This window comes from Paenibacillus phyllosphaerae (assembly GCF_014192105.1).
Classification (GTDB): Bacteria; Bacillota; Bacilli; order Paenibacillales; family Paenibacillaceae; genus Paenibacillus_Z; species Paenibacillus_Z phyllosphaerae.
This window is the reverse complement of record NZ_JACHXK010000011.1, coordinates 19,751-32,968: the sequence shown is the minus strand read 5'-3', so window position 1 is coordinate 32,968 and position 13,218 is coordinate 19,751. Positions and strand designations below refer to the sequence as shown.

The window sequence follows — 13,218 nt, the reverse complement described above, 5'->3', positions numbered from 1 at the left end:
GGATATCACACCAAGGCAAAAAGTGGCGTATGGAAGCGGGCATGAAGCTTTGTCCAAAGGACAACGCGAGTCAATGCGGCGAAAGCACACATCGAAGACGGCCGCGTATCGAGCGACGCCGTTTACGGGTGTCCAGAGGGCAGTTGCCCTCTGGTTCCCCTCCAATGGAGGGGGAAGGGGCGAGGATAGACAACGGGTTCCAAAGGGCGAAGCCCTTCCTATTCACCCGGCGTGTAGCCGATCGTAACCACCAGATTACGCGTCGTCCCTGCCGGAATCATCGGCAGCTCCTCTTTGCGGTTCAGCTCCGCGTTGAGCGCCATCCACGGCTCCACGCAGATGAACGGCTTGCCGTCCACTTGCCACAGGACGACGTACTTGAAGTCGTCGCTATACGTTAAGCGGACGCGGCCGGTGCCATCGGGACCCGGGAAGGCGATCTGGCGCTCCTGAGCGTCCAACAAGGCGATCGATTCCTTCAGCCCGTCCATATCGATGGCGCCGTCAATCGGCTTGACGACGTTGTCGTTGTAATCGAGGAATTTCGTCGCATCCGTCTCGTAGACGAATTTCTTCGAGCTGATGTTGAAGTACGGATGGAAACCGGCATATACCGGCATATCGGTATCCGCTTGGTTGGCATAGACTTGGCGGATATGGAGCTGTCCGTCCTTGAGCGTATAGGTGAACTCGAGCGCGAAGTTCCATGGATATTCATTATACGTGCCTTCGCCCGCGGTCAGGCGCACGGTAAGCGAAGCTTCGCCTTCTTCGGACGTCGAGACGACCTCCCATGCGCGGTTGCGGGCAACGCCGTGATTGCGCATCTGATAGACGACGCCGTCCCATTCGTAAGCGCCGTTCACCAGCTGGCCGCAGATCGGGAACAGGATCGGATTGCCGCCGCGAATATTAGCCTCCGGGTCGATGAAAGTGTCCCGGTCGAGGTAGAACAGCTCCTCGCCGCGCAGTTTGCAGCTGATGGCGATCGCTCCGCGCTCCGGACAGATCGTCACCGAAGAATCGGTCGCGCTTTCCGTTAACGTATACAGGGTGTATGTATCTTGATGCGTTGTGACTTGGTACTGGCTCATCATCCAACCTCCATTATTCGTTCTCTCAAGTTTTGGCGAAATTTGTCTAGCGTTAGAATACCATATTTTGTCCATGATGGGCACGAACCGATTCGGCAAGGCCTCGGTCTTGAGACCGAGGGGAATTTACGCAAGGAGGAGGAGGAGCCGCGTATGCACGGCATGGTATGATTTCCCTGTACCGATATCTAGTGCGCGTAGCTATTCGATAATGATGAATACCAAGTTATGAGTTATAGGGGGCGCGTTCTATGAATGTGCAGTTTAAGAAAGGCGTGCTCGATCTGTGCGTCCTCGCCTTAACCGCCTGGGAAGACCGCTACGGCTACGAGCTCGCGGTCGCGATGTCCTCGAAGTTCGAGGTTGCCGTAGGCAGCGTCTATCCGCTGCTGAACCGGCTGACGCAGGAAGGTTATTTCTCCACCTATTTGCAGGAATCCCCGGAAGGGCCGCCGCGCAAATATTACAAGCTGACCCCGCTCGGGCATTCGCACTTGATATCACAAATCAAGGAGTGGCGAACGTTTCAACTGGCGGTCGATGAACTGATTAAGGAAGGTGTCGAGCGATGAACATGAGGGTGAGAGAGCAATATTTGAATCAGCTGTGGCAGCTGCTGTCACCGGTGCCAGAGCCGCTGCGCAAAGAATGGATGTACGACTACGAGGAGCATTTCCGCGCGGCGGCCGAGCAGGGACGAAGCGAGGAGGCGGCAGCCGCGGAGCTGGGCGACCCTCGGATCATCGCCAGAGAGCTGCTGCTCGGCTACCGGGTGGAACAGGCGGAGAAGAGCGGCAAAGTCGGTTCGGTCTCCCGGGCGGTGTTCGCGACGGTGGGCATGGGTTTCGTTAACCTCGTCTTCGTCCTCGGGCCTTATCTAGCGCTGCTCGGCGTTGTGCTTGCCTTATGGGCGGTCGTCGCTGCACTGGCGATCGGGGCGGTCGTTGCCGTGATCGAGGGGCTGAACGGAGAGGCGTTCAATCGGGTGCAGGGCACGTTCATCGCGATGACGCTGATCGGCCTCGCGATGCTGTCCGGCGCAGGGATGAAGTCGATGACGCGCGGCGTCATGCAGATGACGATCCGCTATCTGAAATTCAATGGACGAATTATTGGAGGGAGTAAGCGATGAGAAACTGGATTGTAGTGGCCTTGATCCTTGTCGTGGTCGGGCTCATCGGAACAGGGGTAACGTTAGGCTCCATGGGAGCTGATGCCTTCTCGTTCGGCACCGAGAAGGTGGAGAAGGTGGAGCGCATAAGCGCGGATGGCTTGAAGTCGATTATGCTGCAGACGGGCAGCGCGGACGTGGACATCGTGCCGGGGACGGGCAGCGAGATCGTCGCCTCCCTGGATGGCCGGGCGAGCAAAAAATTCCGGGATAAGATCAAGCTGGAGCTGGAACGCAGCGGCAATGAACTGAAGGTACAAGTGAAAGCAGGCACGGGATTCAGCATCGGCGTGAACATTCTGGATGTGGATCTGCGTCTTGAACTGCCGCAGGCGCAATGGGAGAAGCTGACGATTAACGGAGGCAGCGGCAATACCGACCTGTCGCAGCTGGAAGCCAAGGAAATTAAGCTGGAGCTGGGATCCGGCAATGTAAGCCTCCATCAGATCAAGGCGGGCAAGGTTGCCGTCGAAGCGGGCTCCGGCAATATGAATGTCGACGCCAGCGAGCTGGAGAAGCTCGACGTGGATGTCAGCAGCGGCAACGTGAAGCTGAGCGACGTGACGGCTGGGCAGATCGATGCCGAGACGGGGAGCGGCAATATCCACATCTCGTCCAAGTCGCTGACGGGCGGGATCCAGGCGGAGACCGGAAGCGGCAACGTGACGATCGCGACGGACGAGGAGCCGGCTTCGGCGAAGATTCAGTACGAGACGGGCTCGGGCGATCTGAAGAACGAGTGGGGCGGCAGCTATCAGGACGATGACCGGAAGCGGACGCTCGTGTTCGGCGGCGGCCAGTTCGAGATTGAGCTTGAGACGGGCTCGGGGAATATCAATTTAGAGCGCCGATAGCGCCTAGTCTGGCAAGGGGGAGAGGGAACACACAGAATTATGCAGCGTCAGTATGGAGCTTGGGAGCGGGGCGGGGTGTTTAGGCAATCTTTAGCTCCCGCCAAGCCAGGCGGACGATAACTTGGATTGACGGCATAGAGCGGAGCGGCGTATGCTGAGAGGAGTGCACCATACGGTATAAAGACCTACTAAGAATAGGAGGAATAGGCATGCGCGTGAAAGGGAGAACCGCCCTAATCGGCGGCCCACTGCTCGCGACGATTCTCCCTCTGGTCGGCTATGAATGGCTGCGCTCCTCTGCGGCCTACGATCTGATGATCCATTCCCCTCATGGTCATTTCTATATTGTAAGCATAATCGCGGCGCTCTCGACGATACTGGCCGTGGCCGTAGGTTTTGCGGGCTATCGCCTTCGCAACATCAAGGTCGAGTTCCTCGCGCTCGCCTATCTGTCGCTCGCCGAATTGTTTATTCTGCACGGGTTATCCACGCCCGGCTTCCTGATGCACGATTCCTCCTTGCCGGGCATAGCGTCGCAGCTGAGCTTACTGCTGGCGGTCATCTGGTTATGCTTGTCCGCGGCTTCGACCGATAATCCTATCGTGCAATGGCTGGCACGCAGGCGGATGATTCTTATGCCGGTGTGGGGCGGCGTGCTGGCGCTGTTGTGCGCCGCCGCTTTTTTTGCCCCGGAAGTCATCCAGTCCTTGCCGATCAGCCAGAAGCCTTACAATTGGATCTCGGCGACGCTGACGGTATTCGGATGCCTATGGACGATCGTTCGTTACCGCAGATCTTATCTCGCTGCGGGGTTTCCTTTGCAGCAGGCGATTGTCTATAGTACGGGGCTTATAATCGCGGCCCAATATATTATGACGACCGGCGAAGCTTGGCGGCTGAGCTGGTGGCTGTACCACGTACTGTTGGTCGGTTCCATGCTGGTCATGATCGACGGGCTGGGGCGGCAGTATTTTGCCCAGGGCTCCTTCCAATCCTCTCTGAGAGTGTTGTTCAAATCCGACCCTCGCGCGTGGCTTGAAGCCTGCATTACGCCAAGCGTCCGTGCGCTTATCATGGCGACCGAGGTGCGCGACGCCTATACGGCCGGACATAATATGCGCGTCGCGCTGTACGCGCTGCGGCTGGCGGAGGAGATGGGGCGCTCCACGGAGGAGCTTCGCGCGATCGCGCAGGGCGGCGTCGTCCATGACGTCGGCAAGATCAAGGTGCCGGATGCGGTGCTGAACAAACCGGGCAAGCTGTCGCCGGAGGAACGAAGCCTCATCGAGCGCCACCCGGTCTGGGGGTATGACGTGTGCAAGCAGCTCGGCTTCTTCCCGGATGAACTGTCGATCATTCGATCCCATCATGAAAAATGGGACGGCACCGGCTACCCCGACCGGCTGGCCGGCGAACGAATTCCGCTGCTTGCCCGGATCGCCGCCGTAGCGGATGTGTACGATGCGCTGACCTCCTCGCGGTCGTACCGCAAAGCGATGTCCCACGATGAGGCGATGCGCATCATCGTCGAAGGAAGCGGCACGCACTTTGACCCGATGTGCGTGGAAGCCTGGCAGCGGCTCGGCACGAGCGATGAAGCGTTCCTGCTCGAGATCGCCGCTTCGGACCGTTATATCCGTCTCGTTCCGAATAAGGACGAACGCGCCATAAGCGGTTAATAGAGTTATAGCAAGTCCCGGAAGGCCATTTCCATGGTTTTTCGGGGCTTTTTTTGTTGGGATAAGCGTTTAGAACCTTGATTGGGGTCTAGAATTAAGGGTTATGCTTTTATATAGTGGCGCCTTGGCGGAATGGAGCCGAAGACGCTGGCGGGGTTGAAGCGTTAAAGGAAAAGGGAGAGCGCCGAGGCGCTCTCCCTTTGTTCTTGCTAGGGTGCCATATTCATATTCGCGGCGAATGTGCCTAGGAAGAGAACGATCACGACCACGTAGAATACGATGCCGATAAGCGCAAAGATCAAAGTTGCTTTGGCGTAATTCGCTTTGGTCGGATTCGTGCCGCCGCCGAAAGCCCACACGAACAGCATGACGATATTCACGATCGGAATCGCCATCAGAAGTATCGTGAGCATCCAGTGCTTCACGGAGATCACCGGCGCCACCTGCTGCTCCGGCGCGGATTGGTAATAGTGCGGGTTTACATTCGGATCCATGTTGTTTGTTTCCCCTTTATGTATATTGAGCGATGCCTACGAATCGATAGAATGGTCGATGCAGGCCACTACAATCAGCTCGTATGAATCGTAATACAGGACAGGGGAGGGACTCAAGTTAAATTTTGCTAAATACTTCTAAAAATGCGCGTGATTGAGAGGCGATTAAGGCTGTGAACGCGAAGAAGCGGTAAGGTTATTTCTTCGTATAGGTGATCATCTCAAAATAGAAGGGGTCCCCTGGTTCGTCCCAATTAGCGTTAGCGAAGCGGATACCTACGGAAAAGCTAGGCTGCTCGTAAGTGGCCGCAAGATCCATGAACCCATACGAAATCGCGTCCTTATAGATCGTGCCGTTACTCGTTCCGTACTCTTCCAAATATTCGAGTGCTTCTTCAGGACTCGTATTCCAGTATGTATCCGTGGCGTTCTTGCCGTTATTGTATAGCTGCTCTAGATACGCCTTGTCCTGCTTGTACGTCTGTATGGAGGCGTCATAATTCCAAGAGGTTTCCATATACGCTACGGAGATCTGAACGAGCTTGCCGTTCTCGAACGTGAAAGTATATGAGCCTTTTCGGCCATTCGGGATTTGAAGCCAATAATTCACCAGATGCTGCCTGCCCTCTTCTTCCAACTCTCCGGTTGGTTCCGTTGACATCAGCTGCTTGACCTCATCCACCGTCATGCCGAATTGAACTGGCGGCAGAAACTTGTCTTCGGCTTGACCGATCCGAATGGCACCGGTGGCCCGCTCATAAGTCGCTGGGACATGCGCGGCTTCTCGCAAGAACGACAGCGGCACATAGACGGTGCTGCCGATCGTTCGAGGGGCGACGGTCAGCGCGGTCTTCACGCCATTGACGAGCGCCGTATTCTTGCCCGGGGCAAAAGCGATTTTGATCCCCGTCTTCGTCAGCACGATGAGCCTGGCTTTCGGGTCATAAGCGACCGCATAGCCCAGCTTCGCGAATACCGGCTTGTAAGGCAAGTAGATGCCTTTCGCGTCGGTTACGGGTTTGATGCCGTTGTCTTGGATTTGCTCGCCATTAATGAACAGGCTGATCGCAGCAGGAGCTGCAAGCGCAGCCGGGACGGCCCCGATCATGAGCAGAATGGCGGCGAGCAGGATGGTCAGAATGCGTTTCATAGACAGATAGCCTCCCCTAACATCTCTTTATTTTACCTCTACCATCATACAGGGAACTGAGAGATTTGTAAGCAGGAGGAAGAAATGGAAAGTTGTTGACGAATATTAGGGGGGCCAATTACAATGACGTTGCACGTATGCTGCGCCAAATTGAGGGCGATGCTTCTTCGCTGATCGTGAAGAACAACCCCGGATCTCCTGAGGAGAGCCGGGGTTTATTGGCGTTCGGCAAGTGTTAGGGCGTTATTGTTTTATTCGAAGAGGAGGCGGTTAACGATGTCGGCAGCTTCAGAAGAAACGCGCGTGATTTGGACTCGGGATGAATTGGTGGAGGCGTTCAGGAACATTGGGCTTCAGGAGGGGCAGACGGTATTCGTCCATACGTCGCTGCGCAGTCTCGGCTATGTGGTCGGCGGGGCTGAGACGCTCATTCGGGCGCTGCTCGAGGTTGTGGGCATCGATGGGACGATCATGATGCCATCGCAGACGTGGAAGAATCTCGATCCGCAAACCGGCGTTCATTGGGAAGCGCCTCAAGCGTGGTGGCCGATCATCCGCGAGCATTGGCCCGCCTACGATAAGGCGCTAACGCCGGCGATCGGCATGAGCGTCGTGGCCGAGATGTTCCGCAAGTGGCCCGGGGCTATGCGCTCCGACCATCCGGCACGTTCGGTTGCGGCCGTCGGCAAACATGCGGCTTACTTGACCGAAGGACATGATCTGAGCTGCATTTTCGGACCCGGATCGCCAGTCGATAAGCTGTATGGGCTCGATGGCCATGTGCTGCTCATCGGCGTCGGGCACGACAAGAATACCTCGCTTCACCTGGCTGAGACCAGAGCGGATTTCCCGTCCAAAACGATGACCGAAGAGAGCAGCGCGATCCTCGTCGACGGCAAACGGCGGTGGGTCACGTACAGCACGCAGGCGGTGGACGACAGCGATTTTGTCCGACTAGGCGAGGCGTATGAACGGGAGAAGCAACTTCCGATTCATCGGGTCGGGCATGCCGAGATTCGGTTCATGCGGCAGCGGGAGCTTGTCGATTGGGCGACGGCGTGGATGGAGCGGAATCGGGCTTAGCGAGTACGTAATGGCAGCGCGGGCAGCAGGGTGGAGTTAGTTGGCAATGGCAGCACTTCGTCTCGGGGAGGCGAAGTGCTTTTTTGCGCGGGGGAGGTACTAGAAGGCGGAATAATAGTGGTATACTTTTGAATAGCTGGTAGTTTAGAGGGGATATATGGCAAACATCTTGTCAGTCGTGAGGAGCAGGCATTTGGAACGAGAATGGACATTTGAGATCACAACCAAGAAAAGAAAGGTGCTGCTGTGGGTAGTACTGATACCGCTGGCTCTTCTTTTTGTATGGGTAATAAGAGTACCAGCGGACGTGAAAGAAATTACGCTGACCGAGGTAAAGTGGTCTGGAGACAAGTTAATCATTGACGGCGAGTTCAACAACAAGTTCGATCGCTATAAGGGATACTCGATCGTGCATACGAATTCAGGCTATGTCAAACTGAAAATTTACGCGGGTTTGATTGGGAAGCGAAAGATACATATTGAGACCAGAGAAACTAAGCTTAACTCTGTTTGTTTTTATAGAAAAGGAAGCGTGAAACCGGAGGATTTGATCAGACCTACAGGTTAATGGTTGTTCAACGTCTCGTCGGCAGGAAGAATCCGGCGGATAGTGGACTGTCTATCGGCTTCGATAATTGATCGTTATCCGGATCTCCGTAGGAATGGAGGTGCATCCACCGCATGAAAACGAAATGGAAAGTCGTCATTGGTGTTGTTGCTGCCTTGCTCATCTTTGCAATTTTTATCAAGCTTTCGAGTACGACGCTTACTGTGGAATATGCGACAATTGTGAAGAAAGCATCTGACTCCATTTCCCTCGTAAATGAAGGTGGACGACCTGTGGAGGTTACGACATCCATCGATTTTAGCGATCTGATCGAAGTCGGACAGAAGTATTGGGTTAGATATGAGCAAAAGAGCTGGGGACCGCCATACTTGTTATCCATTGAGAAGTGAGAATACTTGGGTTGAAGTTAATGAAGATGTACTTATGTAGGGGTTGTCACTTATCCTATTGAAACTTAAAGGGAGAATATAGATGCTTTCGGTGAAACTGATGTTGTCCGGTATATTTCTGATTCTGCTGCAGATCTTCATAAGCGGCGAATACGTGGTTACTTTCTTTGTTGAACCTGTTCCGATAATGCCGTTGTTTTCCGTTCTGCTTTTCGTCAGCGGTTTGATTGTAAGAGAGCGGTTTCCCAAAAAGAAGCGAGATACTGAATTGGAAGTGCAAAAATAGCAGGGAGCGCACTCATTGTTCGAGATAAGGTTTACCTCGCAAAGCCTGCTTCGCTAGCAAAGCAGGCTTGGGGCCGCGTCTGTTTGCGACACAAAAGGGAAGACATCCGAACGAAGACCGGCTGCCTTCCCGATTTTGAACGCGTAACCGCGCTAGCATTTGATACTCACACATTCAAAGTAGAGGTTCTTCTTCTCGTCTTCCTGAATGGCGGGGGCGAGCTCCTTAAACCAGTTCTCCTGCAGGTCGGATTCGGACAGCGCAACCGGTCTCCAAAAAGAAAGGTTTAGCTCGGGAAAATAATAATCGAATCCTAGATCAAAGCCATTACGTTCATATTTCGATAGTTGATCAATCCTGTCCACCAATTCCTCCGCTTTCATATTGAATACGTCCCAAGTCTCAAACGTGCAACGGACCACATCCTTCAACGAAGAGCAAATTTGAATGAAGTTCACCCTTCCCTCAGCGTCATATTCAACCTGAAAACTACGTTTAATCGCTCCTGGATCATGGTATCGCAGCGGGTTTTGTTCGTACGTGATTTCGTATTTATCCGTGTAAATCTGGAGGCAATCTTCTACCTCGGACTGCGACATGCCCAGCCGTAAGAGGCCGATTCCCTTCATAGGTTCTATTCTAAGCTGATCCAACTATATTCCCCCTCATACAACCTCATTCAAACTCGAAATGATATACGAAGTGAATTGCTGGTAGTTGCTTTGTTTCATATGATTCCCCAATTCAGAGGTAAATGGTTGGCATAAAAGAAGATTGGATTTACAAGTAGTAGATTGTAAATATGTGGTATTATAGGAAAGGCGGAGGGCTCACAATGAACAAACCGATCGTAGGTCAGATTGATTGTGTATACTTGCCTGTTATTAACGAAGAAGGAACGATTAAATGGTATGAAGAGAAGCTAGGAGTTCGTTGGACAGGCTTTAGTTTTCATCTAGGGAATGGTCCGGAGATCATGCTAGTAACCGTGAACCATAAAGAAGACGTGAAACTGACCTATCAAACCGACCATTGGGAAGGTAAAGATTATGAAATGCACTTACTCACGTTTAAATCGGATAACATCGAAGAGACGCATAGCACGTTAGTAGAGCGAGGAGTACAGGTATCGGATATTAAGCTGTATGATGGGAATCGCAAAAACTTTAGGTTTTACGATTTGAACGGGAATCGGTTTGATGTATGGTCCGGCTGGATCTGAGAGTAGCCAGATGGACAGTCAGGCGCAATTGATCACCTTTTAAGGAGCTCACACATGACCAGAGACGAGATTCTTCAGCAGCTCGAACGATCCGGCCTCGGGCAATATACGCAGGCCATCGGCGGCTGGATTTTTCCAACGGCCCAACTGCACCTGGAGCCTGCATCAGATGAGGAGATATCGGTCGGGAGCAGTAAGGCCGGCGGCAATCCGGATCTGCCGGAGGCGATAGCGTGGCCGAGGTGGAAGGACTTCGACATGACGTTCATCGCTCAAATTAATCTGCGTGACTGTCCGGCGCTGGACGAGTCGCTGCCCGCGAGCGGACTGCTAACGTTCTTCTATGCGGTAGCGGGTATGTACGAGGACGATGAATTCTATGGCGACCCTCTAACATGCCGAGTCATCTATACGAATGGGGAGCAGCTCAGTCAGTTAACGCGCAGGGAGACGCCCGCCAGTCTAACGGACGAAGCTCGAATGAAGCCGAACCGGATCTCATTCATTCCGGGGCTGTCGGTTCCCGCGTCGGAGTCCGCCTATCTGGAAAGCCTGGGCCTTGGGTGGAATGGCAACAGGGAGGATTTCGATAAGTATTGGGAGGTGTTCCTAAAGCCATTCCGAGCTGAAGGATATATCAATCGCTTCATGGGGCATCCTGATCAGATCCAGGGCGACATGCAGACCGGATGCCTAATCGCAACCGGCGAATACAATTGGGATGACATGCGGAATCCCGAGCTTCGCGATGCCATCCTTCTGTCTGCCTCCAAGTGGCGGCTTCTGCTGCAGATCGATTCCGAGGAGGAGAAGACCGGAATCATGTGGGGGGACGTAGGACGAATCTATTATTGGATCCACGAGGAAGATCTGCGAGCGCTTCGGTTCGACCGGGTCGTATGCGAGTTGCAGTGCTGTTGATGAAGCAATCGATGATCTCATAGGAGGCTGTATACGATGCTGAAACTGTTCGAATATAACTGGCAAGTTCGCGAGGATTGGTTCAATTGGTGCGAGACGGTGAATGAAGAAGAATTGCTGAAGCAGCGCACGGGCGGCGTGGGAAGCATCCTGTACACGCTGTATCACATTATTAATGTGGAGCTTGGCTGGATCAGCGGTATGCAGGGCAGTCAGGGGCAATTCCGACACTTCGAGGATTGCAACAGCGTAGCGAAGCTGCGGGAGTATTCGGCCCAGTCGCATGCCCAGATCGCTCCGTTTCTCTATGCGTGGGATGGCAGCCTGCAAGATCGCATCTTGAAGGACCAGAACCACGAAGGCGAGTGGGAGCAATTCCGGTACGGCGAAGTGTTGCAGCATGTGCTCGTCCATGAGATTCACCATATCGGCCAGCTGTCGATCTGGTCGCGTGAGCTCGGGAAGCAGCCGGTTACGGCGAACCTCATCCGTAGAGGTTTGTTCGATCCGATCGTGCATCCTTCCGTATAAAATAAATGCCGAAAGCCGGTCCGATCTTACCGATCGATCGGCTTTCGGCTTGTTTAGTCTCCGAGCGCGAACGAAGCTGCTTGCGTTTACCGCAGATGCTTGAGGTGCACGGAGGGTTCGTATGGCGCTAGCGGCTTTCCTTCTCGCAGCCGTTGCACGAAATCCGGATTGGCGAGCAACGGCCGGCCGAATGCGGCTACATCGATCACGCCGCTGCGAATCGCCTCCGACGCTGAATCGGCGGACAATCCGCCTACGCCGATGATATCGCCATCCCAATGTTTGCGGACGAGCTCGTGCAGCGTCCAATCGCCGCCCGATAACGGCTTCGCGAATGCGTTGGTCGACGGATGGATGACGCGCAGACCTGCCGATCGGAAGACGTCGAGGAACACTTGGACTTCAGCCTCGGGTTCCTCCCATCGGAAGTGAGCAAGGTCGTCTTTCAACTCGGAGAAGCGGACGACCACTCGATCCATAGCGACGACATCGCCTACAGCGGCGAGAATTTCCTTCAGGAGCAGGAGGCGGCCATCGCGATTGCCGCCATAGCGGTCTGTGCGCTGGTTGGTTACCGCCGTCGCGAATTGGTCGATCAGGTAGCCGTGTGCGCCATGGAGCTCGACGCCGTCGAATCCGGCTTCCACCGCATGTTGGGCAGCTTGCTTGTACTCGCGGACAACCTCCCGAATTTCGCTCGGCGACATCGCCTCAGGCGGAGCAAAAGGCTTCCGCAGCCGATGTACGAGACCGGTTGCTTGCAGTGCCGAAGGCGCTTGAGGCGCGAGGCCTCCCGTCAGATCGGGATGGGTCAGCCTGCCCACATGCCAGAGCTGCGCGAAGATCGTGCCGCCCTCCTCGTGTACCGCTTCGGTCACGCTGCGCCATCCTTTCACTTGCTCCATTGAATACAAGCCCGGCACGCCGAAAGTGCCTTTTCCTCTAGGCGAAGGCGTAATGCCCTCCGTAATGATTAAGCCGATTCCGTCCTTAGCCCGTCGGCGATAGTAAGCGGCAACGTCTTCTCCCACCACTCCGGATGCATCATTCGCGAAGCCGCGCGTCATCGGCGCCATCGCGATTCGATTCCTCAGCTGCCAGGCGCCGATCCGCGCCGGCTGCAGCAATTTGTGATTAGATCCCATTGTTATCCTCTCCTTCGCGCATTCTTTCTATGGCATTTATTTTATATAATAAGAACGTATGGTTACATAGAAAATGAATGTTGTTAAGTGATCATTAACTTGAAAATCCTTTTATTCCACCGAGTTGACCTTAATAATAAAGGAGCTGCCACCATGGATGATCTGGACAAACAAATCTTGCTTGCGCTGCAAGATCAGGGGAGGCTGTCGATGACGGACTTAGGCAAAGCCGTTTCGTTGTCCCAGCCGGCCGTTACGGAGCGAGTGAGGAGACTGGAGGAGAAGGGGATCATCGATCACTACCGCGCGGTCGTCGCACCGGACAAAATCAACAAGCCGATCGCGGCGTTCATCTTGTTCTATACGAAGGGCTGCGATCGTTTCGTGGAATATTGCGGGCAGGCGCCCGATGTGGTCGAGCTGCACCGCATCAGCGGACATCAGTATAATTTCCTCGTTAAAGTCGTGACCGAGTCGCTGCAGACACTCGAGAGCGCCATCAACGAGCTGGGCGCGCACGGCGATTCGACGACGCTCATCGTGCTGTCTTCTCCGATCAAGCAGGCGAAGCTGATTCCTTGACGAAGCGAGTGGGAGGCAGGCGTACGCACCGCGAGTCTTAAATCACCAG

General features: G+C 54.4%; 18 protein-coding genes. 13 read left to right on the top strand and 5 right to left on the bottom strand.

Annotation, left to right across the window (positions count from 1 at the left end):
- Nucleotides 1–218: 218 nt before the first annotated feature.
- Complete coding sequence (locus FHS18_RS21000) at nt 219–1,097, bottom strand: aldose epimerase family protein (protein ID WP_343060608.1); 879 nt, start codon at nt 1,095–1,097, stop codon at nt 219–221.
- A 248-nt stretch (nt 1,098–1,345) separates the two neighbouring features.
- Here FHS18_RS21000 and FHS18_RS20995 point away from each other — a divergent pair, with 248 nt between their 5' ends.
- From FHS18_RS20995 to FHS18_RS20980, 4 genes are all read left to right on the top strand, one after another.
- Nucleotides 1,346–1,666 (top strand): PadR family transcriptional regulator, encoded by a 321-nt coding sequence (locus FHS18_RS20995; RefSeq protein WP_183602268.1) that lies wholly within the window; start codon nt 1,346–1,348, stop codon nt 1,664–1,666.
- Entirely contained in the window at nt 1,663–2,226 is a 564-nt protein-coding gene (locus tag FHS18_RS20990) for an HAAS signaling domain-containing protein (RefSeq protein WP_183602266.1), read from the top strand. Before FHS18_RS20995 ends, FHS18_RS20990 begins: the two co-directional genes overlap by 4 nt.
- The gene (locus tag FHS18_RS20985) at nt 2,223–3,119 is read left to right on the top strand and encodes a DUF4097 family beta strand repeat-containing protein (RefSeq protein ID WP_183602264.1); all 897 of its coding nucleotides are present in this window, start codon (nt 2,223–2,225) and stop codon (nt 3,117–3,119) included. The genes FHS18_RS20990 and FHS18_RS20985 overlap by 4 nt, the downstream gene beginning before the upstream one ends.
- Before the next feature lie 209 nt (nt 3,120–3,328).
- A complete protein-coding gene (locus FHS18_RS20980; RefSeq protein WP_183602262.1) occupies nt 3,329–4,798 on the top strand; it encodes an HD-GYP domain-containing protein in 1,470 nt (489 codons plus the stop codon).
- Between the two features lie 209 nt (nt 4,799–5,007).
- Here the strand turns inward: FHS18_RS20980 and FHS18_RS20975 are convergent, their stop codons facing one another.
- A complete protein-coding gene (locus FHS18_RS20975) occupies nt 5,008–5,292 on the bottom strand; it encodes a hypothetical protein (RefSeq protein ID WP_183602260.1) in 285 nt (94 codons plus the stop codon).
- Nucleotides 5,293–5,488: 196 nt separating this feature from the next.
- The gene (locus tag FHS18_RS20970; protein WP_183602259.1) at nt 5,489–6,442 is read right to left on the bottom strand and encodes a copper amine oxidase N-terminal domain-containing protein; all 954 of its coding nucleotides are present in this window, start codon (nt 6,440–6,442) and stop codon (nt 5,489–5,491) included.
- A gap of 92 nt (nt 6,443–6,534) precedes the next feature.
- On the opposite strand from FHS18_RS20970, the gene FHS18_RS20965 reads away from it, so the two are divergent.
- The 5 genes from FHS18_RS20965 to FHS18_RS20945 all read left to right on the top strand — a co-directional run bounded on the left by FHS18_RS20965 (nt 6,535) and on the right by FHS18_RS20945 (nt 8,768).
- Nucleotides 6,535–6,681, top strand: a complete 147-nt coding sequence (locus FHS18_RS20965) for a hypothetical protein (protein ID WP_183602257.1) — start codon at nt 6,535–6,537, stop codon at nt 6,679–6,681.
- A 37-nt stretch (nt 6,682–6,718) separates the two neighbouring features.
- On the top strand, nt 6,719–7,525 hold the full coding sequence (locus FHS18_RS20960) for an AAC(3) family N-acetyltransferase (RefSeq protein WP_183602255.1): 807 nt from the start codon (nt 6,719–6,721) through the stop codon (nt 7,523–7,525).
- A gap of 193 nt (nt 7,526–7,718) precedes the next feature.
- Nucleotides 7,719–8,093, top strand: a complete 375-nt coding sequence (locus FHS18_RS20955; RefSeq protein ID WP_183602253.1) for a hypothetical protein — start codon at nt 7,719–7,721, stop codon at nt 8,091–8,093.
- Nucleotides 8,094–8,206: 113 nt separating this feature from the next.
- Entirely contained in the window at nt 8,207–8,482 is a 276-nt protein-coding gene (locus tag FHS18_RS20950) for a hypothetical protein (protein ID WP_183602251.1), read from the top strand.
- 82 nt (nt 8,483–8,564) lie between these two features.
- Entirely contained in the window at nt 8,565–8,768 is a 204-nt protein-coding gene (locus tag FHS18_RS20945) for a hypothetical protein (protein WP_183602249.1), read from the top strand.
- A 152-nt stretch (nt 8,769–8,920) separates the two neighbouring features.
- Here the strand turns inward: FHS18_RS20945 and FHS18_RS20940 are convergent, their stop codons facing one another.
- Entirely contained in the window at nt 8,921–9,421 is a 501-nt protein-coding gene (locus FHS18_RS20940) for a hypothetical protein (RefSeq protein WP_183602247.1), read from the bottom strand.
- A gap of 182 nt (nt 9,422–9,603) precedes the next feature.
- On the opposite strand from FHS18_RS20940, the gene FHS18_RS20935 reads away from it, so the two are divergent.
- Genes FHS18_RS20935 through FHS18_RS20925 form a run of 3 tightly spaced genes read left to right on the top strand, consistent with a single transcriptional unit; the run spans nt 9,604 to nt 11,442 of the window.
- The gene (locus FHS18_RS20935) at nt 9,604–9,990 is read left to right on the top strand and encodes a VOC family protein (RefSeq protein WP_183602245.1); all 387 of its coding nucleotides are present in this window, start codon (nt 9,604–9,606) and stop codon (nt 9,988–9,990) included.
- A 54-nt stretch (nt 9,991–10,044) separates the two neighbouring features.
- Nucleotides 10,045–10,911, top strand: a complete 867-nt coding sequence (locus FHS18_RS20930; protein ID WP_183602243.1) for a YwqG family protein — start codon at nt 10,045–10,047, stop codon at nt 10,909–10,911.
- A 36-nt stretch (nt 10,912–10,947) separates the two neighbouring features.
- Entirely contained in the window at nt 10,948–11,442 is a 495-nt protein-coding gene (locus FHS18_RS20925; protein WP_183602241.1) for a DinB family protein, read from the top strand.
- A gap of 86 nt (nt 11,443–11,528) precedes the next feature.
- On the opposite strand, the gene FHS18_RS20920 is transcribed toward FHS18_RS20925, so the two are convergent.
- The gene (locus tag FHS18_RS20920; RefSeq protein WP_183602239.1) at nt 11,529–12,587 is read right to left on the bottom strand and encodes an oxidoreductase; all 1,059 of its coding nucleotides are present in this window, start codon (nt 12,585–12,587) and stop codon (nt 11,529–11,531) included.
- 153 nt (nt 12,588–12,740) lie between these two features.
- Between FHS18_RS20920 and FHS18_RS20915 the strand changes: the two genes are divergently transcribed.
- Nucleotides 12,741–13,169: an Lrp/AsnC family transcriptional regulator gene (locus FHS18_RS20915; RefSeq protein WP_183602237.1), complete on the top strand. Its 429-nt coding sequence runs from the start codon at nt 12,741–12,743 to the stop codon at nt 13,167–13,169.
- Nucleotides 13,170–13,218: the final 49 nt, after the last annotated feature.

Coding starts and splice junctions, on each gene's coding strand:
- FHS18_RS21000 (WP_343060608.1), bottom strand. CDS start 1,097: ATGATGAGCCAGTACCAAGTCACAACGCATCAAGATACATACACCCTG.
- FHS18_RS20995 (WP_183602268.1), top strand. CDS start 1,346: ATGAATGTGCAGTTTAAGAAAGGCGTGCTCGATCTGTGCGTCCTCGCC.
- FHS18_RS20990 (WP_183602266.1), top strand. CDS start 1,663: ATGAACATGAGGGTGAGAGAGCAATATTTGAATCAGCTGTGGCAGCTG.
- FHS18_RS20985 (WP_183602264.1), top strand. CDS start 2,223: ATGAGAAACTGGATTGTAGTGGCCTTGATCCTTGTCGTGGTCGGGCTC.
- FHS18_RS20980 (WP_183602262.1), top strand. CDS start 3,329: ATGCGCGTGAAAGGGAGAACCGCCCTAATCGGCGGCCCACTGCTCGCG.
- FHS18_RS20975 (WP_183602260.1), bottom strand. CDS start 5,292: ATGGATCCGAATGTAAACCCGCACTATTACCAATCCGCGCCGGAGCAG.
- FHS18_RS20970 (WP_183602259.1), bottom strand. CDS start 6,442: ATGAAACGCATTCTGACCATCCTGCTCGCCGCCATTCTGCTCATGATC.
- FHS18_RS20960 (WP_183602255.1), top strand. CDS start 6,719: ATGTCGGCAGCTTCAGAAGAAACGCGCGTGATTTGGACTCGGGATGAA.
- FHS18_RS20950 (WP_183602251.1), top strand. CDS start 8,207: ATGAAAACGAAATGGAAAGTCGTCATTGGTGTTGTTGCTGCCTTGCTC.
- FHS18_RS20945 (WP_183602249.1), top strand. CDS start 8,565: ATGCTTTCGGTGAAACTGATGTTGTCCGGTATATTTCTGATTCTGCTG.
- FHS18_RS20935 (WP_183602245.1), top strand. CDS start 9,604: ATGAACAAACCGATCGTAGGTCAGATTGATTGTGTATACTTGCCTGTT.
- FHS18_RS20930 (WP_183602243.1), top strand. CDS start 10,045: ATGACCAGAGACGAGATTCTTCAGCAGCTCGAACGATCCGGCCTCGGG.
- FHS18_RS20925 (WP_183602241.1), top strand. CDS start 10,948: ATGCTGAAACTGTTCGAATATAACTGGCAAGTTCGCGAGGATTGGTTC.
- FHS18_RS20920 (WP_183602239.1), bottom strand. CDS start 12,587: ATGGGATCTAATCACAAATTGCTGCAGCCGGCGCGGATCGGCGCCTGG.
- FHS18_RS20915 (WP_183602237.1), top strand. CDS start 12,741: ATGGATGATCTGGACAAACAAATCTTGCTTGCGCTGCAAGATCAGGGG.